Origin of the sequence: Sphingobium salicis subsp. salicis (assembly GCF_049472635.1) — a bacterium.
In the GTDB taxonomy this organism is placed as follows: domain Bacteria; phylum Pseudomonadota; class Alphaproteobacteria; order Sphingomonadales; family Sphingomonadaceae; genus Sphingobium; species Sphingobium yanoikuyae_A.
The window spans coordinates 498,917-524,565 of sequence record NZ_JAYRCS010000001.1 but is presented as its reverse complement, the minus strand read 5'-3'; the positions used below and the strand labels follow the sequence as shown (position 1 = coordinate 524,565).

At 63.9% G+C, this 25,649-nt stretch carries 25 protein-coding genes and 1 tRNA gene; 7 read left to right on the top strand and 19 right to left on the bottom strand.

What is annotated here, in order from left to right:
* Positions 1–58 precede the first annotated feature (58 nt).
* A complete protein-coding gene (locus VHN57_RS02645; protein WP_278984666.1) occupies positions 59–796 on the bottom strand; it encodes a TlyA family RNA methyltransferase in 738 nt (245 codons plus the stop codon).
* Positions 796–2,838: a protein-disulfide reductase DsbD family protein gene (locus tag VHN57_RS02640; protein ID WP_278984668.1), complete on the bottom strand. Its 2,043-nt coding sequence runs from the start codon at positions 2,836–2,838 to the stop codon at positions 796–798. The genes VHN57_RS02645 and VHN57_RS02640 overlap by 1 nt, the downstream gene beginning before the upstream one ends.
* 76 nt (positions 2,839–2,914) lie before the next feature.
* Between VHN57_RS02640 and VHN57_RS02635 the strand changes: the two genes are divergently transcribed.
* The gene (locus tag VHN57_RS02635; protein ID WP_423282657.1) at positions 2,915–4,594 is read left to right on the top strand and encodes an alkaline phosphatase family protein; all 1,680 of its coding nucleotides are present in this window, start codon (positions 2,915–2,917) and stop codon (positions 4,592–4,594) included.
* Positions 4,595–4,629: 35 nt separating this feature from the next.
* Here VHN57_RS02635 and epsC read toward each other — a convergent pair whose 3' ends face one another.
* The 9 genes from epsC to VHN57_RS02590 all read right to left on the bottom strand — a co-directional run bounded on the left by epsC (position 4,630) and on the right by VHN57_RS02590 (position 13,296).
* A complete protein-coding gene (gene epsC, locus VHN57_RS02630; protein WP_278392364.1) occupies positions 4,630–5,631 on the bottom strand; it encodes a serine O-acetyltransferase EpsC in 1,002 nt (333 codons plus the stop codon).
* Positions 5,632–5,746: 115 nt separating this feature from the next.
* Positions 5,747–7,081, bottom strand: a complete 1,335-nt coding sequence (locus tag VHN57_RS02625) for an ATP-binding protein (protein WP_278984672.1) — start codon at positions 7,079–7,081, stop codon at positions 5,747–5,749.
* Positions 7,078–7,788, bottom strand: coding sequence for a response regulator (locus tag VHN57_RS02620; RefSeq protein ID WP_004211079.1), 711 nt, complete (start codon positions 7,786–7,788; stop codon positions 7,078–7,080). The genes VHN57_RS02625 and VHN57_RS02620 overlap by 4 nt, the downstream gene beginning before the upstream one ends.
* Positions 7,789–7,982: 194 nt before the next feature.
* On the bottom strand, positions 7,983–8,831 hold the full coding sequence (locus VHN57_RS02615) for a TorF family putative porin (RefSeq protein ID WP_010337000.1): 849 nt from the start codon (positions 8,829–8,831) through the stop codon (positions 7,983–7,985).
* Positions 8,832–9,115: 284 nt separating this feature from the next.
* The gene (locus tag VHN57_RS02610; protein ID WP_004211076.1) at positions 9,116–10,612 is read right to left on the bottom strand and encodes a SulP family inorganic anion transporter; all 1,497 of its coding nucleotides are present in this window, start codon (positions 10,610–10,612) and stop codon (positions 9,116–9,118) included.
* Positions 10,613–10,615: 3 nt separating this feature from the next.
* Positions 10,616–11,314 carry a carbonic anhydrase gene (locus VHN57_RS02605; protein ID WP_004211075.1) on the bottom strand — a complete coding sequence of 233 codons (699 nt, stop codon included), beginning with the start codon at positions 11,312–11,314 and terminating at the stop codon, positions 10,616–10,618.
* 183 nt (positions 11,315–11,497) lie between these two features.
* Positions 11,498–12,208: a winged helix-turn-helix domain-containing protein gene (locus tag VHN57_RS02600; RefSeq protein WP_004211073.1), complete on the bottom strand. Its 711-nt coding sequence runs from the start codon at positions 12,206–12,208 to the stop codon at positions 11,498–11,500.
* Positions 12,208–12,645 carry a hypothetical protein gene (locus VHN57_RS02595; protein ID WP_278984675.1) on the bottom strand — a complete coding sequence of 146 codons (438 nt, stop codon included), beginning with the start codon at positions 12,643–12,645 and terminating at the stop codon, positions 12,208–12,210. The genes VHN57_RS02600 and VHN57_RS02595 overlap by 1 nt, the downstream gene beginning before the upstream one ends.
* A gap of 126 nt (positions 12,646–12,771) precedes the next feature.
* Positions 12,772–13,296 (bottom strand): hypothetical protein, encoded by a 525-nt coding sequence (locus tag VHN57_RS02590; protein ID WP_278984677.1) that lies wholly within the window; start codon positions 13,294–13,296, stop codon positions 12,772–12,774.
* A gap of 262 nt (positions 13,297–13,558) precedes the next feature.
* Here VHN57_RS02590 and VHN57_RS02585 point away from each other — a divergent pair, with 262 nt between their 5' ends.
* The 3 genes from VHN57_RS02585 to VHN57_RS02575 are packed head-to-tail and all read left to right on the top strand — an operon-like array spanning position 13,559 to position 16,166.
* Entirely contained in the window at positions 13,559–14,245 is a 687-nt protein-coding gene (locus VHN57_RS02585; RefSeq protein ID WP_214866187.1) for a DUF969 domain-containing protein, read from the top strand.
* Positions 14,242–15,180, top strand: coding sequence for a DUF979 domain-containing protein (locus VHN57_RS02580; protein WP_278984679.1), 939 nt, complete (start codon positions 14,242–14,244; stop codon positions 15,178–15,180). The genes VHN57_RS02585 and VHN57_RS02580 overlap by 4 nt, the downstream gene beginning before the upstream one ends.
* Positions 15,177–16,166, top strand: coding sequence for a DUF2891 domain-containing protein (locus VHN57_RS02575; protein ID WP_278984681.1), 990 nt, complete (start codon positions 15,177–15,179; stop codon positions 16,164–16,166). Before VHN57_RS02580 ends, VHN57_RS02575 begins: the two co-directional genes overlap by 4 nt.
* An 8-nt stretch (positions 16,167–16,174) precedes the next feature.
* On the opposite strand, the gene VHN57_RS02570 is transcribed toward VHN57_RS02575, so the two are convergent.
* Positions 16,175–17,350, bottom strand: coding sequence for a glycoside hydrolase family 5 protein (locus tag VHN57_RS02570; protein WP_278984682.1), 1,176 nt, complete (start codon positions 17,348–17,350; stop codon positions 16,175–16,177).
* A 267-nt stretch (positions 17,351–17,617) separates the two neighbouring features.
* Here VHN57_RS02570 and VHN57_RS02565 point away from each other — a divergent pair, with 267 nt between their 5' ends.
* Positions 17,618–17,953 carry a GIY-YIG nuclease family protein gene (locus VHN57_RS02565; protein ID WP_278984684.1) on the top strand — a complete coding sequence of 112 codons (336 nt, stop codon included), beginning with the start codon at positions 17,618–17,620 and terminating at the stop codon, positions 17,951–17,953.
* A gap of 18 nt (positions 17,954–17,971) precedes the next feature.
* Here VHN57_RS02565 and VHN57_RS02560 read toward each other — a convergent pair whose 3' ends face one another.
* Positions 17,972–19,258 carry an HD-GYP domain-containing protein gene (locus VHN57_RS02560; RefSeq protein WP_278984686.1) on the bottom strand — a complete coding sequence of 429 codons (1,287 nt, stop codon included), beginning with the start codon at positions 19,256–19,258 and terminating at the stop codon, positions 17,972–17,974.
* A gap of 247 nt (positions 19,259–19,505) precedes the next feature.
* Between VHN57_RS02560 and VHN57_RS02555 the strand changes: the two genes are divergently transcribed.
* A complete protein-coding gene (locus VHN57_RS02555) occupies positions 19,506–19,865 on the top strand; it encodes a YciI family protein (protein ID WP_278984688.1) in 360 nt (119 codons plus the stop codon).
* A gap of 14 nt (positions 19,866–19,879) precedes the next feature.
* Here VHN57_RS02555 and VHN57_RS02550 read toward each other — a convergent pair.
* Positions 19,880–19,956, bottom strand: a tRNA-Arg gene (locus tag VHN57_RS02550).
* 197 nt (positions 19,957–20,153) lie between these two features.
* On the opposite strand from VHN57_RS02550, the gene VHN57_RS02545 reads away from it, so the two are divergent.
* Positions 20,154–20,558, top strand: a complete 405-nt coding sequence (locus tag VHN57_RS02545; RefSeq protein ID WP_313040247.1) for a hypothetical protein — start codon at positions 20,154–20,156, stop codon at positions 20,556–20,558.
* Here VHN57_RS02545 and VHN57_RS02540 read toward each other — a convergent pair.
* The 5 genes from VHN57_RS02540 to VHN57_RS02520 all read right to left on the bottom strand — a co-directional run bounded on the left by VHN57_RS02540 (position 20,531) and on the right by VHN57_RS02520 (position 25,615).
* Complete coding sequence (locus VHN57_RS02540) at positions 20,531–21,205, bottom strand: heavy metal-binding domain-containing protein (RefSeq protein WP_169861597.1); 675 nt, start codon at positions 21,203–21,205, stop codon at positions 20,531–20,533. The two genes, VHN57_RS02545 and VHN57_RS02540, sit on opposite strands and share 28 nt — an antisense overlap.
* Before the next feature lie 248 nt (positions 21,206–21,453).
* A complete protein-coding gene (locus tag VHN57_RS02535) occupies positions 21,454–21,669 on the bottom strand; it encodes a hypothetical protein (protein ID WP_048938327.1) in 216 nt (71 codons plus the stop codon).
* 350 nt (positions 21,670–22,019) lie between these two features.
* Positions 22,020–22,322 (bottom strand): hypothetical protein, encoded by a 303-nt coding sequence (locus VHN57_RS02530; protein ID WP_137405423.1) that lies wholly within the window; start codon positions 22,320–22,322, stop codon positions 22,020–22,022.
* A gap of 56 nt (positions 22,323–22,378) precedes the next feature.
* Positions 22,379–22,630, bottom strand: a complete 252-nt coding sequence (locus VHN57_RS02525; RefSeq protein WP_107917569.1) for a hypothetical protein — start codon at positions 22,628–22,630, stop codon at positions 22,379–22,381.
* Between the two features lie 39 nt (positions 22,631–22,669).
* Positions 22,670–25,615: a hypothetical protein gene (locus VHN57_RS02520; protein ID WP_423282644.1), complete on the bottom strand. Its 2,946-nt coding sequence runs from the start codon at positions 25,613–25,615 to the stop codon at positions 22,670–22,672.
* Positions 25,616–25,649: the final 34 nt, after the last annotated feature.

The following is a 25,649-nucleotide window of genomic DNA, read 5'->3' as shown; positions in this document are numbered from 1 at the left end:
CACAACCGCATGGAATGTGTCAAAATGTATCGCAGGGCGGGTAACGAAGCTGGCGCGATTATCCGCCAAGCCGCGCGTGAATCAGAAATTCGACATTTCCCTGTGGCCCGGTGATCGGACTGGTCGTGATTCCAAGCACTTCCCAGCCCTTCTCACGGACCCAGGCAGCGACCTCGTCGCAGACGCGCTGGTGGATGGCGGGGTCGCGCACCACGCCGCCCTTGCCCACTTCCTCGCGCCCTGCCTCGAACTGCGGCTTGATGAGGGCGATCAGCTGCGCGCCGGGCCGGGCGAAGGTGATCGGCTTTTCCAGCACCTTGGCCAGGCTGATGAAGCTGGCGTCGCACACGATGATGTCAACAGGTTCCGGAATATGGGCGTCGGTCAGGATGCGGGCGCTGGTCTGTTCATGAACGATGACGCGATCGTCCGAGCGCAGCTTCCACGCAAGCTGGTTTGTGCCGCTGTCGACGGCATAGACCTTTGCCGCGCCCTTGGTCAGCAGCACGTCGGTAAAGCCGCCGGTCGAGCTGCCGACGTCGATCGCGACGAAACCGGTGACGTCGATGCCATATTCATCGATCGCATGGGCAAGCTTGATGCCGCCGCGCGAGACCCAGGGATGGTCGCGCCCGCGCACGTCCAGTTCGGCATCAGCCGCCACTTGCTGCCCCGCCTTCTCGACCTTCTTGTCGCCCAGATAGACCAGGCCGGCGAGGATCAGCGCCTGCGCCCGCGCCCGGCTTTCGGCAAGGCCATTGTCGACGAGCAACTGGTCGGCACGGATCTTCGCCATCAGCGCACCAGGCCGGTGAGGGTCGACGGGGTCAATAGCTGCGGCAATGTCTGGGCCTCCTTGCCCGGTGCATACCAGAGGTAGAGCGGCACGCCCGAACGGCCCTGCGCTTCGAGGAAGCGGGTAATCGCCGGATCGGCATTGGTCCAGTCGCCCATCATGACGGTGACGCCCGCCTTCTCGAACGCCGCACGCACCTCCGCCCGCTCGATCGCGGCGGCCTCATTGGCCTTGCAGGTCAGGCACCAGTCGGCGGTGAAATAGAGAAAGACCGGCTTGTTCGCGGCGCGCAGCCCGTCGAGCTTTTCCGCATCGAAGGCGACGACCGCGCCCTCGCCCGCTGCCGCAACCGCCGGCGCTCGGGCTGGCAACAGCATCGCTGCCCCCACCAGCAGGATCGCCGCGCCGACACCGACCTGCAACCAGCCGCCGCGCCCGGCCCGCTGGCGCATGCCCAGCCACCAGAGCAGCAGCACCAGCGCCAGCGCCGCGCCCAAACCGATGGTCATGCCACCGACCCCGCGCTGCTGCCCCAGCAGCCAGGCAAGGCCCAGCGCCGTCAGGAACATCGGGATCGACAGGATGCGCTGCAACCGGCCCATCCATGCGCCGGGCCGCGGCAGGCGATTGCGCAGCGCGGGCAGATAAGCGAGCAACAGGAAAGGCAGCGCCAGCCCCAGCCCCAGCCCCGCAAAGATCGCCAGCGCCGCGCCCAGGGGCAGCACCAGCGCCGTGCCCATCGCCGCGCCCATGAACGGCCCGGTGCAGGGCGTCGCGACGAAAGCAACCAGCGCGCCGGTCCAGAAGGCGCCGACCATGCCGCCCTTCCCTGCCAGTTGGCCGCCCCCGCCAAAGGCCGGCAGGTCGAACAGGCCGGCAAGGTTGAAGGCGATCGCGCTGACGAGCAACAGCAGCGCCAGAATGATGCGCGGATCCTGCAACTGGAAGGCCCAGCCGACCGCGCTGCCCGCCGCGCGCAGCCCCAACAGCAGGCCGCCCAAAGCCAGACAGGCGATGATCACGCCAAGGGTGTAAGCCAGCGCCTCGCGACGCGCCGCCCGCTCGTCGCCACCTGCCTTGGCCAGGCTCAGGGCCTTCAATCCGAGGATCGGGAAGACGCAGGGCATGACGTTGAGCAGCAGCCCGCCCAATATCGCTCCGCCCAGCGCCAGCAATATCGTGCCCGCCAGCCCCTTGGCCGCGATCTCGGCCACCTCACCGGACTTGGCCGTCAGCAGGAAGCCGACATGGTCGCCGGTCCGCAGCACCGCCTGCGCAGCGCCGCCCTTGAAGCCCTCGCCCGCATCCGTCTCGACCAGCAGCCGGTCGCCCTCGCGGCTGACCTTCTGCGCGGCGGCGAAGCGGGCCAGCCCGTCGCTCAACGGGAAGAGATGGACGTCGCGCGCCTGCGCATCGGCGGGGAACGGCACCGACAGGCGCAGCTTGCCATCGACGATCTGATAGGTTGCCTCGCTGCCCAGCGGCCGGGGCAGATGGCTGCGCCAGCCATCGAAGCGCGCCTGCATCGCCGGCACCACCTTGCCATCGCCCGCAACCAGTTCCAGCGCCAGTTCGCCACTTTCGGGCACGCAGATCTTGTCGGTGCAGGCCAGCCATTCCGCCTTCACCCGGATCGGCAGGCGGGTGCCCGCCGCCACGTCCGGCGCCACGCCCAGATTGGCGAGCACCGCATAGGGGCCTTCATAGACATGGTTCATCAGGCCCGAAATCAGCAGCGTCTCGGGCACCGGATAGCGCAGCGCGCCGATCGTCACGCCCTTGGGCAGGGTCCAGGTCACGGTCATGCCCAGGCCCGCATCGCCCGGATTTTCCCAATAACCGTGCCAGCCCTTTTCCGGCTTCATGGCGAAGGCGATGGTCGTGCCCTTGCCGGGCGCGGGCGCTGTGCTTTCGGCCATCAGTTGCGCGGCGATATGCGCCGGGCCGCCGCCAAAGGCCGCCTGGGCCTCCACCGCAGGCGATGCGATCGACAGTCCCGCCAGCATGGCGAGCGTCACGAATATGACTTGAAAAATCCGCATCGGGCCTCTGGTCGGGTGGATGCAAGGGGGCTAGGTCGCTCCCTATCCGCCGTCAAGGCATGAGAAGGTACCCATAATGTTGAAACACGTCGCCGCTGCACTGTTGCTCGCCACTGCCATGCCCGTCGTGGCGCAGGGCCCCGCGCCTGCAGCCGCTCCTGCACCGCCCGCCCGCAGCATTGCCGCGACTCCGCCCAAGCTGATCGTCGCCATCTCGGTCGACCAGTTTTCGGCCGACCTGTTCAGCGAATATCGCCAATATTATACCGGCGGCCTCAAGCGCCTGACCAGCGAAGGCGCGGTCTTCCCGCGCGGCTATCAGAGCCACGCCGCGACCGAGACCTGCCCCGGCCACTCGACCATCCTGACCGGCAGCCGCCCGTCGCGCACCGGCATCATCGCCAATAACTGGTTCGACCTCGACGCCAAGCGTGAGGACAAGAGCCTCTATTGCGCCGAGGATGAAAGCCAGCCGGGCAGCAGCAGCGACAAGTACGAAGCCTCGCCCCTGCACCTCAAGGTGCCGACGCTCGGCGGCCGGATGAAGGCAGCCAACCCCGCCACCCGCGTCGTGTCGGTCGCCGGCAAGGATCGCGCCGCGATCATGATGGGCGGCGCGACCGCCGATCAGGTCTGGTGGCTCGGCGGGCCGCAGGGCTATGTCAGCTACAAGGGCGTCGCCCCCACCCCGCTCGTCACCAAGGTCAACCAGGCCTTCGCCCAGCGCCTCGCCCAGCCCAACCCCGGCTTTGAACTGCCCGCCCAGTGCGTGTCGAAGGATTTCCCGGTCCAGGCCGGCAACCGCACCGTGGGCACCGGCCGCTTCGCGCGTGACGCGGGCGACTATAAGGGCTTCCGCATCTCGCCCGAGCAGGATGCGATGACCCTCGCCTTCGCCGCCGCTGCGATCGAGAGCATGCAGTTGGGCAAGCAGGCGCAGACCGACATCATCTCGATCGGCCTGTCGGCGACCGACTATGTCGGCCACACCTTCGGCACCGAAGGCACCGAAAGCTGCATCCAGGTCGACCGGCTCGACACCGAACTAGGCGCCTTCTTCGACAAGCTCGACAAGGACGGCATCGACTATGTCGTGGTGCTGACCGCCGACCATGGCGGCCATGACCTTCCCGAGCGTCACCGCATGAACGCGATGCCGATGGAACAGCGCGTCGACATGGCCCTGACGCCCAAGGCGCTCAACGCCACCATCGCCGAGAAGGCCGGCCTGCCCGGCAAGAAGGTGATCTGGAGCGATGGCCCGTCGGGTGACATCTATTATGACAAGGGCCTGACCGCCGCGCAGCGTGCTAGGGTCGAGACCGAAGCGCTCAAATATCTGCGCGCCCATCCGCAGGTGCAGACCGTCTTCACCAAGGCGGAAATCGCCGCCACCCCCTCGCCCTCGGGTCCGCCCGAAAGCTGGAGCCTGATCCAGGAAGCGCGCGCCAGCTTCTACCCCAGCCGCTCGGGCGACCTGCTGCTGCTGCTCAAGCCGCGCGTGATGTCGATCCCCGAACAGGCGGTGATGGGCTCGGTCGCCACCCATGGTTCGCCCTGGGATACCGATCGCCGCGTGCCGATCCTGTTCTGGCGCAAGGGCATGCAGCATTTCGAGCAGCCGCTGGGCGTCGAGACGGTGGACATCCTCCCCAGCCTCGCCGCGCTGATCAAGCTGCCCGTGCCCAAGGACCAGATTGACGGCCGCTGCCTCGACCTGGTCGCCGGCAAGGACGACAGCTGCACCGGGCAATAAGCCCTTGCCGATCCTCCCCCGTCAAAGGGGGAGGATCAGATATTCTCGCCGATCCCGTCCGTGCTTTCCAGCAGCGCATGGACGCGGTGCGGGGCGGACACTTCCACCCGGCTGGTCACTTCATGCCGGGCCTTGGCCTGGCGCACATTGCTGTCGGCCGGCACGCTTTCGGTCAGCCAGACATTCCCGCCGATGACCGACCGGCTGCCGATGATGATCCGGCCCAGCACCGTCGCGCCGGCATAGATGACGACATCATCCTCGATGATCGGATGGCGCGGCTGCGCCTTTTCGAGCGCGCCCTTCTCGTCCGAGGGGAAGCTGCGCGCGCCCAGCGTCACGCCCTGATAGAGCCGCACCCGATCGCCGACGATCGCCGTCTCGCCGATGACGACGCCGGTGCCATGGTCGATGAAGAAGCCGTGGCCGATGCGCGCGCCGGGATGGATGTCGATGCCGGTATGGGAATGGGCGATCTCGGAAATGATCCGCGCCACCAGCGGCGCGCCCAGTTCATAGAGGCGGTGCGCCAGCCGATGATGGATGATCGCCAGCATCGAGGGGTAGCAGATCAGCACCTCGTCCACGCTGCGCGCGGCCGGATCGCCCAGGAAGGCCGCCTCGACATCGCTGTCGAGCAGGGTGCGCAGCGCCGGCAGGCTGTGCGCGAATTCGCCGATGATCCGCGCCGCCGCCGCGTCGACCGCGACGATCGGGTCATCCTTCATCGCATAGATGAGTTCGAGCCGGATCTGGCCATAGAGGCGGCTGAGCACGGTCTGCAGCGTCTCGGCGACATAGGCGTCCTCATTATGCAGTCGCACGAAGCTCGGTCCCAGCCGCAGCGGGAACAGCGCGCCGCACAGCGCACCGGTGATCTTCACCAGATTGGCGCGAGACGGGAATCCTTCGGCGCCATATTCGGCATGATGCTGCTGTTCCTGCCGCCAGCGACTGCGCGCGGCGGCCAGGTCCGTGACCAGCCGGTCCAGATCCCAATAGCCCACGCCTTCACCCTGCATATCGCCGTCCGCCATTCCCTGCGCCTCTTGTCCGATGGGCAACCGGAATAACCCGCGTCTGCGCGCCAGGATAAACGAGTTTTGCTTGGGGGTAGCGAGATTCTCTTTGCCGAACGCGCCAGGAGGCCGATCAGACCTTGGCTTCCGGCCTGTTCAGATAGAGGCAGATTTCGACGCGCAGCCCGCCCTCGGGTCGGTTGGCCAGCGTCAGGCGACCGCCCTCCTGCTCCACCGTCTTGGCGACGATGGCCAGGCCCAGCCCCATGCCGCGCGTGTTGCGCTGACGCGCGGTATCCAGCCGATGGAAGGGTTTCAGCACCTCCTCCAGCCGGTCGCGCGGAATGCCGGGGCCATCATCATCGACGCGGATCAGCACCTCATTATCGTGCCGCGCCACGCTGACCCGCGCACGCACCCCATAATGGAGCGCATTCTCGATCAGGTTGCGCACAGCGCGGCGCAGCGACAGCGGGCGGACCTCCATTTCCAGATGGTCCGGCCCGTCATAGATCACATCGTCGCCATGATCCTGGAAGGCGTCGACCACCGTCGCGATCGTGACCGCCACGTCGATCCGCACCGCCGGCTCCGGATTCTTCTCGCCGCCCAGAAAGGCCAGCACGGACTCGATCATCTCGCCCATCTCGGCCAGATCCTCGCCCATCGCCTCGCGGATTTCGGGGTCGTCCACCGCTTCCAGCCGCAATTGCAGCCGCGCGAGCGGCGTGCGCATATCGTGGCCGACCGCCGCCAGCGTCTCGGTCCGCTCGTTGATCAGGCGATGGATGCGGGTCTGCATCGCGTTGAAGGCGCGGATCAGGTTGCGCACATCATTGGTGCCCGCTTCCGCCACCGCCACCTGCTGGGCCAGGCCGATCCGCTTGGTCGCATGAGTGAGGTCGCGCAGCGGCGCCAGGGTCCGCCGGATCAGCACGCCGCCCGCAATCAGCAGCGCCAGCACCGGGATCAGCGCCAGACCGAAGCGGCCGAAGGTGAAGGCCCATTTGCCGCCGCTATGGTGCATGCCGAAATAGAGCCAGCTGCCATCCGTCAGCTGCAGCCCGCCATTGATCTGCGAGGAGCGTCCGGGCGAATTCAGCCGCAGCCACAGCCGCGATTCATGCAGGCTGGGTTCCCAGTCGACGATCTGCTGCCGCATCCGCGCCAGTTCGGGCGACAGCGGCGGCGGCGGCGGCGCGGCCAGCGTCCAGTGGATATCATAGCGGTCGGTGGTCAGCTGCGCGCTGACCCCGCCGCGCTGGCTGACCGGCGCCTTGGCCACCAGCTTGCGCGCGATCACCAGATGCTCGGCCAGGCGGCGCGCCTCGTCATCCTGCAGCGACAAATGGCTGGCGCGCTCATAGATGAGCGTGCCGACCACGAATTCCAGCAGGACGGTCAGCAGCAATATGCCAAAGATGCGGCCGACCAGCCCGAGCGACCGGCTGAACCGCTGTCGTCTCAAGCGCGCGCGACTTCCGCGTTGAACATGTAGCCGACGCCGCGCACCGTGGTGATCGGCGCGGGCCGGTCCTCGGTCGACAGCTTGCGGCGCAGGCGGCTGACCAGCACGTCGATGCTGCGGTCGCTGCTGTCACCCATGCGGGTGCGCGACAATTCGATCAGCCGCTCGCGCGCGATCACCCGCTGCGGATGGCTGAGGAAGCTGCCCAGCAGGTCGAACTCGGCACCGGTCAGGTCGACGATCGCGCCGGTCGGCGACCGCAGTTCACGGCGGGGGAAGTTGACGATCCAGCCGTCGAAGCGCGCTTCATTCTCGCGCTGCTCGTCCGGCCCCCGCTCAACGCCGACGCGGCGCAGGATGGCGCGGATACGGGCGATCAGCTCGCGCGTGCCAAAGGGCTTTGGCAGATAATCGTCGGCGCCCAGTTCCAGCCCGACGATACGGTCGGTCTCGCTGCCCTTGGCGCTGATGAAGATGATGGGCACGTCGCTCTTGCGACGGATCTGGCGGCACAGGTCGATGCCGTTGGTGCCGGGCAGCATGACGTCCAGCACGACCAGGTCGACCGGGCCGGCATCGAAGGCCACCCACATTTCCGGACCGGACGAGGCCGGACGGACCTGATAGCCATGTTCCTGCAACGCGCGCGCCGTCAGCGTGCGGAGCGGCGGATCGTCTTCGACAAGGATGATCGAGGGGGCGGTCATGCGCGGAGCAACATCAGGCTGTTCATGATGTTGGGAGATAAGCAGCGACCGGTGGAGGGTCAACCGCAGCTTGCTGCCGAAACAGTTGACGGGGACCACAGCAACAATTTGTCACGCCGGCGACAGCTCGGCACAAGATAAGGCCCGGAAATACAGCAGATCGGGCCCGCGCGAACGGGCCCGATCCGTAAAGATCAGAAAGCGGCCGAGATCGAGAAGACGACCGTGCTGCGTGCGATCGACTTGCCGAAATTGTCGCCGTCCGCGACCTGGAAGTTGGGACGCAGATAATTTTCCTCGACGCGGGCAATGTCGGTGTCGACATAGGCGATGCTCAGCGTGAGCGGCGTGCCCGGCACGGCCAGGTCGGCACCGACCAGCCAGTCGAGATATTTGCCGGTCGGCGCGACCGACGTGCCGTTCGGGCCCAGGCCGCTATTGCCGTTCGACCAGCCCAGATGCGCCTTCAGGCTGACCGGGGTGTTAGGGATCGCACCGCTGACATCGCCCCAGATGTAGAAATTATCTTCCTTGTCACCCGGCTTATAGATGGTGCAATCGGCGTCGCTGCACCACTTGCCCAGCGCTTCCTGCTTGGGGGCATAAGCCACACCGAGCAGACCCTTGACCGGGCCGACCTGACTCGACAGCTTCACATAGGGTTCGGCGAAGTCGGTCTTGTCGGCGCCCGACGGGTACATGTACCAGGTCAGGCCGAGGTCCAGCGTCGCGCCGCTGTCACCCAGAGGAATGGCATAGCCTGCGAACAGGTCCAGTTCCATGTTGGCGCCGCCAAAGGTGCCCCAGCCCGACAGGTTGGAACCCCAGGTGCCGACATAGACGCCGCTTTCATGGGTTGCGGTCAGGCCGCCCTGGATCGCCATGCCGCGATCGGACTGCGAAACACCACGGAAGCGATAATCGGAAACCAGGCCGACGCTGCCGGTCACGGTGACCGGGCCTGCGGGTTCTTCCTGGGCGAAGGCCGGCGCACTCGACATCAGAGCCAGAGCGGCACAAGCGATTTGATACTTCATGAACATTCCCCTTTTACGAAAGAATGTTCCGTCCTGCATCCGCGGCCCGAAGATCTGTTTTAAATCGTCTTCCGTACCGGCGGATGTCTATTGGCCTATTCTTGCCAGCCGCCGGCGCAAACCTCTATCTTCGCATCTGCACAAGGGAAGAGAGGCGCTGTGATATAGCGATCACGGTTCTTTTCCAAAGACCATTCATATTGTTTCTATTTGATGTCCAGATTGCATCTGAACATGAAAAAGCCGCCACATCCGGGGATGCAGCGGCTTTTCTGTCATGCAGGCTCGTGTCATGCGACGAGCTGGCGCATCCGTCCGGTCGCGCCGAACAGCTCCACCTTGGCGCCCGCGCCGGTGCGACGATCGGCCCATTCGCGCACCATTTCGGCGCAGGTATGGTCGATATGGGTCAGGCGCTCGACATTGAGGATGACCAGCTGTCCCGCCGGCACCGATTCCAGCTTGGCCGACAGCTTGGGCAGGCTCAGGAAGCTCGCCGTGCCGTGCAGCGCCACTTCATGCGCATCGCCGCGGCTGGCTTCCTCGACGCCCAGGCGCAGGCGACTGGCATGGGGGATCAGTTCGATCAGCGACAGGCCGATACCCACCAGCACGCCGGTCAGCAGGTCGGTCGCGACGACGCAGATCAGCGTCGCGGCCCACACGATCGCCGGCAGCGGACCATAAAGGTGGAACAGATGCTTGACGTGCGACAGGCTGACGAGGCGGAAACCGGTCACGACCAGAATGCCGGCCAGCGCCGCCATCGGCACTTCGCGCAGCAGCCAGGGCAGCAGGGCGACGAAGCCCAGGATCCAGGCACCATGCAGGATCGCCGACAGGCGGGTCTTGGCGCCGGCCTGGACGTTGGCGGACGAGCGGACGATGACGCCGGTCATCGGCAGCGCGCCAGCCACGCCGCAGAGCAGGTTGCCCACGCCCTGCGCGCTCAGTTCGCGGTTGTAATTGGTGCGCACGCCATCATGCATGCGGTCGACCGCCGCCGCCGACAGCAAAGTCTCGGCACTGGCGATGAAGGCGATGGCAATGGCGGTGGTGATGATGGTCGGGCTCATCAGCTGCGCCAGCAGGCCCTGTTCGGGCAGGCTGATGGCGGACAGGATCGATTCCGGCACGACAACACGGGCGACCGGCAGGCCGAGCGCGAAGGCCACCAGCGTCGCGGCGACAACGCCAACCAGCGCACCCGGCACCAGCTTCATCGATGCAGGGCGGAACTTCTCCCAACCCAGCATCGCGCCGATGGTGACCAGGCCGACAGCGAAGGCGGTGGCGGCATCCTGATTGGTCAGGCCCAGAATCTGGCCCGGCATCGCGATCAGATTGTGCAGGCCGCTCGACAGCGGCTTGTCATCGAACAGCACATGGAACTGGCCGACGACGATCAGCACGCCGATGCCCGCCAGCATGCCATGCACGACGGCCGGCGAAATGGCGCGGAACCAGCCGCCAACCTTCAGCAGGCCGGCCACGATCTGGATCGCGCCTGCCAGGATCAGGATGGGGCCAAGGGCCGACAGCCCCTGTTCCCGCACGATTTCAAAGACGATGACCGCAAGACCGGCCGCCGGACCGCTGACCTGCAGCGGCGACCCCGCCAGCAGGCCGACGACCAGGCCGCCGATGATGCCGGTGATCAGGCCTTTTTCCGGCGGCACGCCGGAGGCAATGGCGATGCCCATGCACAGCGGCATGGCCACCAGGAACACGACGATCGACGCCGTGAAGTCGCGGCTGAACGTGCCGCCGGAAAAGGCCTTCAACATGATTTACTCCGCAGCTTGTGCGATGAGCGATTCGCCGGCCAGGCGACGCCCATGCGGCAGCGCCACGGGCAGCTTCTGCCCTTCGCGCAGCACCGAGAAACGGCCGGTTTCACCGTCCAGGCCCAGGACCTGGCCGGCATGGATGTCGACATACCAGCCATGCAGGGCGATCTCGCCGCGGGCGATGCCCGACGCGACCGACGGATGGGTGCGCAGGTGCGACAGCTGTACGACGACATTTTCCAGCGCCATGTTGCGCAGCTTTTCGGCGGCATCCAGGTCGGCAGGATAGGATTCGCGGCACAGCTTCTGCGCGGCATGACTGTGGCGCAGCCAGGCGGCGACATTGGGCATGCCGGTCAGGTCGGCGTCGGTGGCCAGCGCCTTCATCGCGCCGCAGTCGCTGTGACCGCACACGATGATGTCGCGCACGCCCAGCACCATCACGGCATATTCGACCGTGGCGGTCACGCCGCCCAGCTGGCTGTCATGCGGCGGCACGATGTTGCCGGCGTTGCGGCAGACGAACAGGTCGCCCGGCTGGGCCTGCATGATGTGCTCGGGAACGATGCGCGAGTCGGCGCAGGAGATCATCAGCGCCTTGGGGCTCTGACCATGGCTGGCCAACTGATTGTAGAGCGTGCTTTCGTTCGGGAAGACCTTGGTCTCGAAACTGAATACACGACCGATAAGCTCGTTCATGGCTTTCATCCTCTTATTGCTATTGCGTTGCCGGTCAGGGGGCGGACCGGCCTAGCTTGCAAAATACGCAGCAGATTTTGCTGCGGCGCAGCGGAATTGTTAAAAATCATGTCTGGGATGCAAAGCGCCCGACAGGCGCGCCAAATGGCGGAAAACCGCCATCAGCGCGCCTTTTCGAGGGGGTCAGCGCCGGTCGACGACCGCGCTGAACATGTATCCGACGCCACGAACAGTCACGATCGCGGCGGGCCGCCCCTCATGGGACAGCTTGCGCCGCAACCGGCTGATCAGCACGTCGACACTGCGGTCGGACGAGGGCGCATCGCGCACGCCCGCCAGTTCCATCAGCCGCGCACGGGCAATCACCGCCTGGGCATGATCCAGCAACACGGCGAGCAGCGAAAATTCCGCCGCCGTCAGTTCGACCAGCGCGCCGGCCGGGTCGGTCACTTCGCGCCGGGCGAAATCGACCACCCAGTCGTCGAAGCGCGCCTGGGTCTGGCGCCGCAGGCCCAGCGCCCGTTCGCTCCGCCCGCGCCGCAGCACGGCGCGCAGCCGCGCCGCCAGTTCGCGGGTCGAATAGGGTTTGGCCATGTAATCGTCGGCGCCCAGTTCCAGGCCGACCACCCGGTCCACCTCGCTGCTGTCGGCGCCGACCAGGATGATCGGCACATCGCTACGCTCACGCACGTCGCGGCACAGGTCCATGCCGTCCGGCCCGCGCAGTCCTGCATCCAGCACGACCGCGCCGACCGGCATCCGGTCCATGGCACTGAATATATCGCTCGACGAGGCCGCAGGCAGAGCGCGAAACCCGCTCTGCTCCAGGAATTCGCGCACCTTGTGCCGCAAATCCTGCTGCGTCTCGGCGACCAGTATCAGCGGTGGACTCATCAGCCCTTCACGGTCAGCGCGCGTACGCTGTCCAGTTCATTCACCAGCACGGCACGGTCCTGCTGCGCGACCGACACGGCCTCGGCATTGCGGGCGCTGGCATAGCGGGTGACCTCTGCGTCCACCTGGCTGCGGGCAGCGGCGCAGGTGCCGGCATAGCTGCCCGACAGCGGGGCGAAGCGATGGACCGCCTTGCCGAAGGCCGGCACCGACTGGCCCTGGGCCGCGACGGCGCGGTCGACGCGCACATCAGCCTGCCAGCGGCAGACCGGGATGGCGTTGCGATTGCCGAAGCGCGGCTCGACCTGGGTGAAGCGCACCGACGATGCGGTGTGATAGCTGGCCGTATAGGCCTGAGCGCCGTGGGTCAGTTCGGCGCTGTGGATCGGGGTGGACGAAGCGGCGAGCGCCGCGACACTGGCAAGGATCGGCAACATGGGTGGCTTCCCTTCGAAACAGACAATATCCAGCAATAAGCGGGATCCTTCCGACGGGTTTAGGCAGGGAGAATGTCTCCCCAATATGCCGAACGTTACAAATTATTGCTGTGTCGCAGCATGCCGTCAAGCGACCCTTGCGATCACCGGACTGGCCTGAAGCGGTCGCGCCACCCCCGACAGGGCCTCGATCAGCCCGGAAAGCCACAGCGCATCGGCCACGGCGCGGTGCCGCGCGCTATGCAGCGCATCGGCATGGGCCATGGCGGCCGTGATCCGCGGCTCGTCCGCGCCCCATTCATCCAGCAACAATGAGACATGATCGATCGCGAACGGCGCCACCACGGCCTGCGTATCGGCCAGCGTCTGCAGCCAATATTGGTCGATCACACTGTCGGCGACCACGCGGCAGCCGGCCACTGCGGCCGCCAGCTGCGCCAGCACCAGGTCCGCCGGCTCGCCCTCCGCCTCGATCCGGGCGCGCGACAGGCCGTGCAGCGCCTCGGCTTCGGCGGTCCAGTCCCAGCCGGTCCAGGCCGCATGCGGTCGAATGATCCAGCTGCGGGCAATGCCGCCGCCCGCTATGCCCACTTCGATCGGGAAGGACCGTCCGTGCCGGGGCAGGCACGACGCCTCGAAATCGATCGCCATGATGGTCAAAGGCTCTCTCCGAATAATTCCACGTCCGCCCCATTTTTGGGTCTGGCCGTCCACGTCTGATACGCCCCTGTCTCCTCCAACTATGTCAGGCCGATGTCATTGGCCATCAGGATTTTCGGAAAAGATGCGAACCGACGGTCCGGTGCGACCGATGCGACCATCGCACCGGATTTCAACCGCCTATGGCCAGCGGCCTGCATTGCCGCTACCCCATGGCGATGACGGACGGACGACTGCGGGACGCGAACGACTAATGTGGGTGTTACTGGGCATCGCCCTGATCGTCGCGGGCTTCGTGTTGCGCTTCAATCCGCTGCTGGTGATCCTGGCCTCGGCCATCGCCACCGGCCTTGCCGCCGGGCTTGATCCGCTCACCATCCTCGCCGCCTTCGGCAAGGCGTTCAACGACTCGCGCTATGTCTCGGTCGTCTGGGTGGTGCTGCCGGTGATCGGCCTGCTCGAAGCGCATGGGCTTCAGGAACGGGCACGCGGCCTCATCGACCGGATGCGCGGCGCCACCACCGGCCGTTTCCTTCTCTTCTATCTGGTCGCCCGCCAGATTTCGGCCGCCATGGGCCTGATCTCGGTCGCCGGCCATGCCCAGACCGTGCGCCCGCTGGTCGCCCCGATCGCCGAAGCCGCGGCCGAGAAACAGGCCGGTGCGCTCGATGAGGAGCAGCGCGACGAGATCAAGGCCTGGGCCGCCGCGACCGACAATGTCGGCGTCTTCTTTGGCGAGGATATCTTCCTCGCCATCGGCTCGATCCTGCTGATCAAGGGGCTGCTGGAGCAATATGGTATCTTGCTCGAACCGCTCCAGCTCTCGGTCTGGGCGATTCCGACCGCGATCGCCGCGCTGCTGATCCACGGCTTTCGCCTGTGGCGGCTCGATCGCCGGCTGAACGCGCAGGGTGCCAAGGAACCGGAGCACGCCGCATGATCACGCTCCACTGGGTCTATGCGCTGATGGGCGCGGTGTTCGCCGGCTATGCCCTGCTCGGCGCCGCCGACCGCAGCAATCCGCGCCGCTTCACCACCGCCGCCTTCTGGGCACTGCTGGCGCTCAGCATGTGGGCAGGCGACCGGCTCGGCGACATCGGCAATGGCGTCCTGGTCCTCGGCCTCGTCGCCATTGCCGGCTTCAAGGGGCTGGGTCGCGGCAGCGGCGGCGTGCCGCTGGCGGAGCGACAGGCGCGGGCCGACCGCCATGGCAATGGCCTGTTCGCCATCGCCCTGGTCATCCCCGTCACCGCGCTGGCCGGCACCTTCCTGTTCAAGGCGTTCCCCGCCTGGATCGATCCCAAGCAGACCACCCTCATCTCGCTGGCGCTGGGCGTCCTGATCGCACTCGCCATCGGCTGCACCTGGCTGCGCGCCCGGCCGATCGTCGCCCTGCAACAGGGGCGGCAATTGATGGACTCGGTCGGCTGGGTGGGCATATTGCCGCAGATGCTGGCCAGCCTCGGCGCGGTGTTCGCGCTGGCCGGCGTTGGCGATGTCGTCGGCGGCATCGTCCGCCTCGCCATTCCCGATGGCAGCCTGCTCGGCGCGGTGATCGCTTATGGCCTGGGCATGGCGCTCTTCACCATCGTCATGGGCAATGCCTTTGCCGCCTTCCCGGTGATGACTGCCGCGATCGGCATCCCGCTGCTGATCCACCAATATCATGGCGATCCGGCGATCATCTGCGCGATCGGCATGCTCGCGGGCTTTTGCGGCACATTGCTGACGCCGATGGCCGCCAATTTCAACCTCCTCCCCGCCGCGCTGCTGCAGCTCAAGGATGAATATGGCGTGATCCGCCGCCAGGTCGGCACCGCCCTCCCCCTGCTCTGCGTCAACATCCTCCTGATCTATTGGCTGGCCTTCCGATGACCCGACTTTCCCAAGATATTGCCGACCGTTTCGCCACGCTGACCCTGTCCCATCTGGGGCGGCAATATCCCTACAAGATGGACCTGACCTATCAGGGGCCGGAGGATGCGCGCATCCCGGCCGACCATCATCCGATCTTCCATGGCAGCTATGACTGGCACAGTTGCGTCCATGGCTGGTGGCAGGTGATGCGCCTGCGCCGCCTCTATCCGGACATGGCCCAGGCCGATGCCATCCGCGCCCGCGCCGACATGATGCTTGTGCCGGACAAGGTCGCGGGCGAGCGCGCCTTCCTCACCCGCCCGACCGCCGGCGGGTTCGAGCGGCCCTATGGCTGGGCCTGGCTGCTCGCGCTCCATGCCGAACTCGCCCGGCAGGACGGCCCCTGGGCCGCCGCGATCGAACCGCTGGCGCTCGACTTCGCCGCGCGCTTCCACGCCTTCCTGCCGAAAATGACCTATCCGCTGCGCGTCGGCACCCATTTCAACAGCAGCTTCGCGCTGATCCACGCTCATGACTGGGCCAAGGACCGCGATCCCGCGCTCCAGGCCCTGATCCGCGAGCGCGCCCTTGCCTGGTTCGGCCAGGACCGCGCCTGCCAGGCCTGGGAACCGGGCGGCGACGAATTTCTCTCCTCAGCCCTCACCGAAGCGCTACTGATGAGCCGGCTGCTCGCGCACGATGAATTTGCCGCCTGGTTCGGCGCCTTCCTGCCCGATCTTCTGGCCGGCCAGCCGGCCACCCTGTTTACGCCGGCCACCGTATCGGACCGCAGCGACGGCAAGATCGCCCATCTCGACGGCCTGAACCTCAGCCGCGCCTGGTGCTGGCGCGGCATCGCCGCCGCACTGGGCGCCGACGCGCCGATCGCGCCGATCGCCGAGCGGGCGGCACTCGCCCATCTCGACGCCGCGCTCCCCCATATAGCCGGTGACTATATGGGGGAACATTGGCTGGCCAGCTTTGCCCTGCTGGCGCTGGAGTAACCCCCGCCTCAGGGCATGTTGGCGAGCAGCAGCTTCATATGTGCCGTCGGCGTAGTCGTGCGCGACTGGAGGCGGAACATATAGTCATAGGCCCACCAGGCGCCGCCGCCCCAGGCGGTCCAGCCCAGCACCGCCGATGACGTCTTCAGACGGCGCAGCATGTCGGGATATTCCTTCGCGCATTGCGGCTGGCCCGACGCGCCAATCTCGCCGAAGAACAGCTTCACCTTGTATTTCTCGGCCCAGGTCAGCGCCGCATTCACGCGCTGGCCTGCTTTGACCTCGCACTTGTCGGTGGTGCCGGTCGACCAGGCATCCAGATATTGATGCACTTCAAAGGCGTAATTCTTGCCGGGATCGACGAACTTCACCGCCTGCGCGGCATTGCCCGAACTCACCCAATTATGCGCCCCGGTCCAGGCCGTGCCGGGGATCAGCAGCTTGTTGCTGATCTTCTGGGCGCGGATATCCTTGGTCACCTGCCCGGCAATGGCCCACCATTGCGCCGCCGTCTGCCGGTTTGGCTCGTTCATCAGGCCGATCCAGACCTTGGGGTTGGACCGATAATCCTCCATGATCTTGACCCAGGCATTGGTCAGCGCCGTCGTCGCCAGCGTGCCGCTGCCGACCAGCGCCGCAGAGCCGTTCACCTGGCGCGCACCATAATTATGCATGTCCAGGATCACCGTGAGGCCCAGCGCATTGGCCTGGGTCACCACCGACTTCAGTGCCTTGCGATCGACCTCCGACAAGGGGCCGTAGAGATTGGGCTGCAACCGTTCCCAGCGGAACGGCACGCGCAGAAGCTTGAAGCCCTGCGCCGCATAGCTGCGCATTTCCGCCGTGCTGGGATAGATATAGTTGGTGCCCAGCTTGCCGCCGGCGCCGCCAAATTCGCCGCCGGAAATATTGATGCCCGGTAGAATCTTGGACGTGCTGGTCGCCGTAGCCGCCGGCACGGCGGCCGCTGCCGCCGCAGCATAGGCCTGCGCCGCTGTCGTCGTCGGCACCGTCGTGCTGGCGCCCGTGCTGGCGGCTGACGCAGAACTGGACGATGACGGGATGGTGATCACCCGTGCGTCCGGCGCATCCGCCTCGCCCCCCGATAGTGTAACGGCCGCAAGAACACCCGTCGCGGCAAGCGTAACCACAGCGGCGGCAACGCCGCCCCCCATCTTCTTCATGAATTGCCTACCCTGTCAGACCCAAAAGGAGGCGGGCCCTTAACTAGCCTAGTTAGACAATGTCTTCACCCGGTTGCGGGATTTGGTTAAGCCTCCGACAGGCTGTTCCAATAATGCGCCATATGGGTTTTCCCTTAGGCAAAACTCCCGATCTGCCATGGAAAACGGGGGTGGACCATCGTTCCCATGACCGCAAAATCAAGCCGGCATATTTGACCCGGATAAATATCATTTGCCAATATATCCGGGTAATATTAAAGGCGCCTCATGACCGAAGAGGAAAAGCGGGCCGCGATCGCCGCCTACAGGGAGCAGAAAGTCGAAAGCGGCATCTATGCCCTATCCTGCCTGCCCTCTAGCCAGCGCTGGGTCGGCAGCGCGCTCAATCTCGCCACGATCCGCAACCGGCTCTGGTTCACCCTGCGACTGGGCCATGATCGGCACCCCGGCCTGCAGGACGCCTGGAATGCCCATGGCGAAGACGGCTTCGACTTCGAGATTCTCGAACGACTGAATGCGGATGATCTGGGCGCCGGCCGCGACCGCCGGTTGAAGGAGCGCCTGCTCCAATGGACGGAAGAGTTGCAGGCGACGCGGATCTGACCGGCCGCCTGCCCTGTTTCAGCTTGCGACTGCCAGCAGCTTGGCGCTCATCGCCGGCCATTCGCTCATGTCCCATCCTTCGGGCGTCTCACGGGTGATGATCTGGTCCGCGCCGAAGCAATTGCCAAGATCGATATCCTCGCTCTTCTCGAACGCCCGGTCGGAGAGCGAATAGAAGGGACGGACCTTGGGCAGGGTCAGATCGTCCGGATTCTGCTCGACCACGATCGCCAGCCGGTGCGATCGCAGCCGCACCAGCGATCCGATCGGATAGATGCCGACCGCGCGCTGGAACGCCTGGAAGATTTCCGCGTCGAACAGCGCGCCGCCATCCTCGTCGATCTTCAGCAATGCACGCGACGGGTCTTCGCCACTGCGGTGCAAGCGATTGGACGTCATGGCGTCATAGCTGTCACAGATCGCGGCCATGCGCGCGAACATGCCGATCTGCTCGCCGGCCAGGCCATTGGGATAGCCGCTGCCGTCCAGCCGCTCATGATGGTTGAGGCACACGTCCAGCACTTCCGCCGGCATTTCGCCGCCCAGGGTCAGGAATTCATGCGCCAGCGTGGTGTGGCTCTTGACCACGTCCCACTCCTCCGGCGTCAGCGGCGCATCCTTGTCCCACACTTCCTGCGGCACATGGGCCATGCCCATGTCCATCAGCAGGCCGGCCAGGCCAGCCTTGCGGATATCGTCGGGCGATAGGTGCATCTGCTGGGCAAGCCCGATCATCAGCGCGCAGACCGACAGCGCATGCTGATACAGATATTCGCCGCTATTCTTCATCCGCGTGATCGCCATGAAGGCGTGCGGGTTGCGCTGCACCGAACTCGAAATCTCGTCGACCATGGTTTCCAGCTTGGCCGCCTTCACCGCCTTGCCCAGCCGCACATCCTCATAGAGCTTGCGCATGGTGCGACCCGATTTGCGCGCCAGCCGCTGGGCATGGACCATCTCGGCGCGGATCGGCAGCTTGTCCTTGGACAGCGGATCGAAGGGACGGTCGACCGGCTGGGGCGCGGCGCGGCGCACGATCGTCGGCCCGGCACGGCCGAACAGCCGTTCGCGCGGCTCGGCCATCTGCACCACGCGGGATGGCGCCGGCTGGGCGGGAGCCACGTCCGCACCGCGCGACACGTCGATCGTCACCCACTCGACCTTGCTGGCATGCAGGTCCGCCAATTGCTCGGGATCGTCGAGCAGCATCTTGCGCTTCCAGAAGGGGTGGGAAAACCACGACCCGTCCAGCTTGTGCAAGAACATCCCCAGTTTCACGTCCTGGGTGCGGATTTTTTTCAGCATTTATACGGCCCCGTAGTCCCCGCTTTCATTTCGCAGGTCGTGCCTTTCCAAAAGGTTAAGATCCCCCTTCCAGCCGCGAAAGTGCAGCTTCGCTTCGTCGCATGCAGGTGCGGCAACTGCTTGAAAGCCGGCAATTCTCTTGCCACACGCCTGAAGCTTCGCCGTGAGCCGGCCGATGATGTCACTGCGCCTACCGCAATCGGCCATTTTCGCTTATCCTCCTGCGGTCCGGACAGGGAGGCGATCGATGCGCGTGATGGTGCTGGTGAAGGCAACGCAGGACAGCGAGGCAGGCGGCCCGCCCGACCCGGAGATGATGGCGGCGATGGGCCGCTTCAACGACGAACTGGAAGCAGCCGGCATATTGCGCATGGCCGACGGCCTGCTCCCCTCCTCTCATGGCAAGCGTATCGCCTTCGACGGCGCCGATCGCCGCGTCATCGACGGCCCCTTTCCCCAGGTCGGCGAACTGGTCGCCGGCTTCTGGCTGTGGGAGGTGGCCGATATGGACGAAGCGGTCGCCTGGGCGAAACGCTGCCCCAATCCCATGCCCGGCCCCAGCGAGATCGAGATCAGGCCGTTCCACGAATGGCGCGACGATACCTGATCGGAGGAGGAAAATGGTGCACCCGACGGGATTCGAACCCATGGCCCTCAGATTAGGAATCTGAGCTAGTCTGTTACCAGACGTCGCATGCTGTAACGCTGTCTCCAAAAAACCGCGGATTTCCGCCATTCCTTGTTACATGTTGTCTTATGTTGTTAAGCCCAATCACGCAACAGCGTATGCCACGCGTATGCTACGCGTATTATGTGGAGCGTATCATACGCCCCCGGTGAGCATCAGATTCTCAGGCTGATTGGATAGGTTTTAACCGATCCAGATAAGTAGATCATGAACATCCACGATCCCCTTCACATGCTTGCTGGCACAGGCTGCGACTGGTCCACCGTCGACGCCTCCGACCACGACCTCAACGATCGCAGCGACCTTTCCCCTGCCGATCTGGCCGAACTGGGTCTGACGCTTCCGCGCAGCCCCTTCCCCGCCGCATGGTGGCAAACGACCGATGGGCAGGCAGAGCATCTGGACCAGCCCACCTTTACGTCATCGTTCAACAAAGTTCTTTGGTTCGCACTGCGCGGCCTTGAGGATCAGGCAAGCCTGACGAACGATCGGGCCGAACTGGCTCGCATCGAGGGCGAGCGGGATTATTGGCTAGGAAGAACGGAGACTGACCATATTACCGAGACGTTCCGCCTAGCCGATGATCAGGCAGCAAAAGTGGCCAATATTTGACCAGCGCTCCAACGCCTCAATTCCGCCACGCGATCGTAAGCTTGCTGAAGTTCGTGCGCTTTCGCGAGTTCGTCGATATGCACAAGGGCTTCAAGGTTTGAGACCAGCGCAGCGGTGCCCTGCATGTTTATGGTCGCAGCGTTGTTCGCCGTCGTTCCGTAATCGATATCGACGCCGATGATGCAATTTGCCCCCAAAGCCATTGCCTTTTCAACAAGGATGGAGCGGGCTGCGGCCTCTCCCTTGTTGACCTTGTGGCTCATGCCCGACTTGACGTTCACCGCCCCAGTGAAATCAGAGAATCCCTGACTGAATTCGCTGAAAAATCCCGTTCCGACGGTCACATTTGCGGTGATCATCCCCTTGAAACGGACGTCAATCGATGCCGGAAGCCATGACATCGTGAACATGGGATAATCGACGATCCGCGCTTGGATCATCTCAAGCTGCTCAGAAATTTTGCGGTCGATAATGATGTAAGCGTCTTGGATCAGGCCGGGACCGCACTTTTCGCAGAGATCGGGATAATTGGCTTCGTGAATAAAATTTACATAGGCGACCGTTTCAGGTGACTTGCGGGGATTTGGAAGCTTGAAAGTGGAACCCGGCGTAATCGTCGCGTTACAATTCAGGCAAACGTCATTCATCACTGCCCCCATACCTTCTAATGTGCAAACATGCTTAAGCGGTTATTGTCACATCGAAAATGTTTATTTCGGAATATCGCGACCATGCCGCGCATAATGATAGAATCGGAGGCCGAACCACGTGATCGCCATCACGGCGCTGATTGCGGTCAAAATTGGCGTGATCGCACCAGCCCAAGACGCGAACGACATCAATATCGGTCCAGCGCCCGCAACGTGATCGACAACCGTCTTCCCGTGGCTAAACATCACAGCAGGTCGCCTGCGCTTTGCTCAATACCCATGGGTGCAAGGATGACATTTCTGATTTCCGTTGCACGGTCCGGCGCGACCAGCCCGAAGAGCGAAGCAATACCCAACATGACGGAAAGGTTCCGGCGATTGACGAGCGGCCAGACGCGCACGGCAATCTCGGTGAGAGCATGAAGGGCAGCCTTGGCCCAATTGATTGGCTTGGTAGTCATGCTGGTATTTATGCCGATCCGCCCGAAAGGTAGGGCAAGACGAACTGAGTTAGGTTGACCGGCGGACCAATCCGGCTACGCTGATGGTGATCCCGGCGCGCACTCCTTATTCCCCCCCGAATTTTGGTGACGCCGGGATCACCTATCCAATGAGAAAAGGGTGGGTCGCAATGCCTTCTAGGAAATCGGAATATGCACGTATGCTCCGCCTCGCAGTGGACGAAGAAACGGCTGCCGATGAAGCCCAGAAACGCGGTGATGACATGATGCTGATTGATGCACACAGGAGTCGCGCAGCTTATTTTAAGCGGCAGGCCGACTTGCTTCGAACCGATGCAACGGATTAGTTATCAAGTCGACGGGTCGATCAAGGCAGTCATGATTCCATACATCGAAGTAATGGCATCGATCGCCTGATCCCGGGATTCTTCCCAGTCCCTCCCGTCACGCGCAATGCCCTTTGCCACTTCCTCAATGATCCGCTCATCACGACTATCGAGCGCGGTGCGCAGTATATATTCGGCCACCCTTGCCATCTTGAAGCTGCCGTCCACCTGCACACGCGTGCCATGCTGGTCGACCGAGCCATCGCCCAATTGGTGGCGCAGTTCGCGAACCGCTGCATCAACTACCTGCTGGCGAAAATCATCCATGGCTGATCCTCCGATGTTCGCCCGCCATTCAAACGGACCTGCATCGGAGGCGCAAGTCAGTCAGCGTCCCAAGCAGCGATGATACCGAACAGCCGCGCCCTTTCTTGCTCAAGCTGGATGTTGCTGCCGGTCAGGATCGAAACATGCTGGGCGATGATCTGCGCGGTCACATAGTCCAGTGCATCAGCGGTGTGAGCGTTGGCCGCATCAGCGGTTTCGGCCACCTTGGCCTGCATGGCTTCAATTGCGAGCAGGCTGGTTTCGACGATTTCTCTCTGCGTAAGATTTGGGTTCGAATAATTTGTCATGCATGTATTTAGGCGGGCACGCTTCCGCGCCCGCCCAATTCAGATGAAGGTCCATTTCAGCCGCAGATTGCTGAAGCTGAAATTGGTATAGCTGCCGCTGATCGTGCGCGTGTAATAGTCGCCCTGATTGACGATACCGGTATCGGTGCTTCCCTTGAACGCCACGACTTCGACAGTGACATTCCCTGTATAGGTGTCGCTTGCGGGTGCGTCGAAGACGGTAGTCATCGCCGATCCATACGCAAGCGAGCCGTAATTGGTTAGCAGATTACCCGACCACCCGGTGCTTGCGATGATATTGCCGTTCTTCTTCAACAGGACATTTATGCCGCCGTCGTTCGCATAGTCGGTGTAGAGCGGCTTGCCATTATATGTCGTGGTCGACCGGCCACTGGAATATGTGAAGCCCACCGTCCCTTCGAGCACATAGCTGCCGTTACCCATCGTTTCGCCCAACGGCGACGAATAGAGCGTGCCAGTTGAGTTGCTCGGCGAAATGCTGACCGGCCCAAGACGCTTCACAAAGCGACTCAACGCCAACGCTTCAGGGTTCACAGTGCCAGTGATTAGCGCGTTTCCAGTCACGCGAAGGTCGCCCACGATGTCAACGCCCCCGCCCCCATTAGCATCGGCAACCAAGCGCATTTGCGCGCGACCATCACCCGCGACCGCCTGCACCTGCCAATAGGCGGTCGTCCGCCCTTGGAGATCAGATACTGCACCCATCGTTTGACTGACGTTGGACTCAGCAGCCTGAAGGCGCGTTTCGTGGGAGGCGATAGCCGCGTTGGCGGTCGCGACCGTGTTCTGCGTGGTGGAAATGCTGGCCGACATGTTGGACAAGACCGCCCCTGCCCGCCCCGGCGCATAACGTGCGGGTGTAGGCGCATCAGCGTAGGTTTCGCGAACTTGCGGACGACAGAACCAAGCCCAGCTATCGGTCTGTCCAGACAGGGTCGGGAATTTCCGCAGGATCAGGTTGGCGCGAACTGCATTTGCCGGAGCCTGCGCTTTGTAGCCGTAGTTGGTCCAATCCTGAATCTTGTTGCCGCCCGTGCCCGGCGTAAATTGGCCTGTCGACGGCGCGGCACCAGCGGAACCGTTGCCGTCCACCCATTGAAAATAAACCTGCACGGTGCCGCGGTGTGCTGCTGCCAAACCACTAACGTCATACCATTGGTTCGGCTTGACGTTGATTACCTGCGTCCACTCTGCGTAACCGCTGCTGCCATTGTTGGGCTGGACGATCGAGAGCGTATGTTCACCGGTCAGCACCCATTCTGCGCTGGGCTGCGAGCGCCCATGTGTGGCGACCATTCCGACCGAATTATTGGCCCAACCGCTAGTGTCCGGCACGATTTCGGTATTGACCAGCAGGTTTCCACCGGCTGTGGAATAGGTAGCCGCCAATGATGCGCTAGTGGATGCCGCTGACGCCTGACTGCTCGCTGTCGAAGCTGACCCTGCCGCCGCTGATGCACTAGACGATGCTTCACCGGCTTTGGTCGATGCGGTGATCGCGCTGTAGCTGGCCGATGCTGCGGACGATCCAGCCGCAGACGAACTGGTCGAGGCGCTAGAGGCACTTGCCGCCGCAGCGTTCGCAGAATTCGAGGCATTGCTGGCTTGCGTAGCGGCGGTATTGGCCGAGCCGCTTGCCGACGACGCCCGTTGCGCGGCCAGTGTGGCTTCATAGAGCGCGTTGCTGTAGCTAGTTGACGCCGCCGCCGCCGACGCTGCCGCCGCGACCTCAGATGTGACATCGCGGAAGTCGATCGACTGGACGTAATAGACTCCCTGCGATTCCAGTCGTAGCAGCGGTCGAACCCAAGTGCAGCCCTGATCGATCAGGGTGTTCGCATCAATATCAAGAACGTGGGTGGCGAAATTTGACCAGCCCCACCCGACATTACCGGGTGCGATAGAGGCATAGAAGTTAATGTTGTTCCACTGGTTGTTGTCCGGCTTCAAACCAATCGCGAAAAGGCTGGCATTGACTGCCACATCGCCATTCTGCTGGCCGACGAGACACCATTTCACGCTCATTCGGTATTTGTGATCGCGCACCAACGCGACACGGCCTTTCGACGCGATATGTGGGACGAATGTTGGATTGTTGGTGATTTCCATCACCCTGCCGTGGGTCGAATGGTCGAAAGCCCGAACGCGGCTGTCACCACTCCAGTCGGAGGTTCCGTTCGAATAGTCCCAAGTCCAGTTTTTGAGATCGCCAAAAGTGTTCGGCATTATCGCCTGCGCCACGCTGGACGCGGTTACCGAGGCGCTCTGAGCCGCATTGGCTGATTGACTGGCTTCGCTCGCCTTCGTGCTGGCGGTGGAAGCTGAACCGGCCGCAGCACTTGCGCTGCTGCCGCTATTGGCTGCCGATTGTGCTGCCAGACCTGCTTGTTGGCTGGCAGTGTTGGCACTGCCAGCGGCATTTGACGCGCTGGTTGAGGCTTGCGAGGCCGAAGTGGATGCTTCGCCTGCCTTCGTAGCAGCCGTTGTTGCACTGGACTGGGCCGATGAAGCTGACGATCCCGCCGAAGACTGGCTCGCGGATGCCTGCGATGCGCTATTGGCTGCGGCATTCGCCGATCCTGCCGCGCTAGTGCTTTCGGTGATATCCTCGATGCGGATGTATGCATAATCGACAGTGACCGTGGAAGACGCAGCCAAGAGGCGTAGCAAGCAACGAATGCTGGACGCGCCAGCCGCGATCATCGCGTTGGTCGTGGAGGCCGGAACCGTGCCGGATAGTTCAACCCACTGGTTCAGTGCGGTGAAGGTATAAGTCGACTGGACTGTGCCATTTGCAGTCGTGCCGCCGGTGGTCGTGACACCGATCCGATACAACTGAAGCTGGGCAAAAGCAGAACCCGACTGCTGACGGACTTTGGCGGTGATCCGATAAACGCGATCCGCTTGCAACGGCAACATACCGATGTTTCCGACGTCGATCTGTCCACTTGCGGTGACGCGCATCGATCGACCGACGTCGGTGTTGCTAACGAACGAG

Coding starts and splice junctions, on each gene's coding strand:
- VHN57_RS02575 (WP_278984681.1), top strand. CDS start 15,177: ATGACCCGACTTTCCCAAGATATTGCCGACCGTTTCGCCACGCTGACC.
- VHN57_RS02565 (WP_278984684.1), top strand. CDS start 17,618: ATGACCGAAGAGGAAAAGCGGGCCGCGATCGCCGCCTACAGGGAGCAG.
- VHN57_RS02645 (WP_278984666.1), bottom strand. CDS start 796: ATGGCGAAGATCCGTGCCGACCAGTTGCTCGTCGACAATGGCCTTGCC.
- VHN57_RS02525 (WP_107917569.1), bottom strand. CDS start 22,630: ATGACAAATTATTCGAACCCAAATCTTACGCAGAGAGAAATCGTCGAA.
- VHN57_RS02545 (WP_313040247.1), top strand. CDS start 20,154: ATGAACATCCACGATCCCCTTCACATGCTTGCTGGCACAGGCTGCGAC.
- VHN57_RS02570 (WP_278984682.1), bottom strand. CDS start 17,350: ATGAAGAAGATGGGGGGCGGCGTTGCCGCCGCTGTGGTTACGCTTGCC.
- VHN57_RS02535 (WP_048938327.1), bottom strand. CDS start 21,669: ATGACTACCAAGCCAATCAATTGGGCCAAGGCTGCCCTTCATGCTCTC.
- VHN57_RS02585 (WP_214866187.1), top strand. CDS start 13,559: ATGTGGGTGTTACTGGGCATCGCCCTGATCGTCGCGGGCTTCGTGTTG.
- VHN57_RS02520 (WP_423282644.1), bottom strand. CDS start 25,615: ATGCGCGTCACCGCAAGTGGACAGATCGACGTCGGAAACATCGGTATG.
- VHN57_RS02635 (WP_423282657.1), top strand. CDS start 2,915: ATGTTGAAACACGTCGCCGCTGCACTGTTGCTCGCCACTGCCATGCCC.
- VHN57_RS02605 (WP_004211075.1), bottom strand. CDS start 11,314: ATGAACGAGCTTATCGGTCGTGTATTCAGTTTCGAGACCAAGGTCTTC.
- epsC (WP_278392364.1), bottom strand. CDS start 5,631: ATGGCGGACGGCGATATGCAGGGTGAAGGCGTGGGCTATTGGGATCTG.
- VHN57_RS02555 (WP_278984688.1), top strand. CDS start 19,506: ATGCGCGTGATGGTGCTGGTGAAGGCAACGCAGGACAGCGAGGCAGGC.
- VHN57_RS02640 (WP_278984668.1), bottom strand. CDS start 2,838: ATGCGGATTTTTCAAGTCATATTCGTGACGCTCGCCATGCTGGCGGGA.
- VHN57_RS02620 (WP_004211079.1), bottom strand. CDS start 7,788: ATGACCGCCCCCTCGATCATCCTTGTCGAAGACGATCCGCCGCTCCGC.
- VHN57_RS02610 (WP_004211076.1), bottom strand. CDS start 10,612: ATGTTGAAGGCCTTTTCCGGCGGCACGTTCAGCCGCGACTTCACGGCG.
- VHN57_RS02580 (WP_278984679.1), top strand. CDS start 14,242: ATGATCACGCTCCACTGGGTCTATGCGCTGATGGGCGCGGTGTTCGCC.
- VHN57_RS02560 (WP_278984686.1), bottom strand. CDS start 19,258: ATGCTGAAAAAAATCCGCACCCAGGACGTGAAACTGGGGATGTTCTTG.
- VHN57_RS02590 (WP_278984677.1), bottom strand. CDS start 13,296: ATGGCGATCGATTTCGAGGCGTCGTGCCTGCCCCGGCACGGACGGTCC.
- VHN57_RS02540 (WP_169861597.1), bottom strand. CDS start 21,205: ATGAATGACGTTTGCCTGAATTGTAACGCGACGATTACGCCGGGTTCC.
- VHN57_RS02530 (WP_137405423.1), bottom strand. CDS start 22,322: ATGGATGATTTTCGCCAGCAGGTAGTTGATGCAGCGGTTCGCGAACTG.
- VHN57_RS02615 (WP_010337000.1), bottom strand. CDS start 8,831: ATGTTCATGAAGTATCAAATCGCTTGTGCCGCTCTGGCTCTGATGTCG.
- VHN57_RS02600 (WP_004211073.1), bottom strand. CDS start 12,208: ATGAGTCCACCGCTGATACTGGTCGCCGAGACGCAGCAGGATTTGCGG.
- VHN57_RS02595 (WP_278984675.1), bottom strand. CDS start 12,645: ATGTTGCCGATCCTTGCCAGTGTCGCGGCGCTCGCCGCTTCGTCCACC.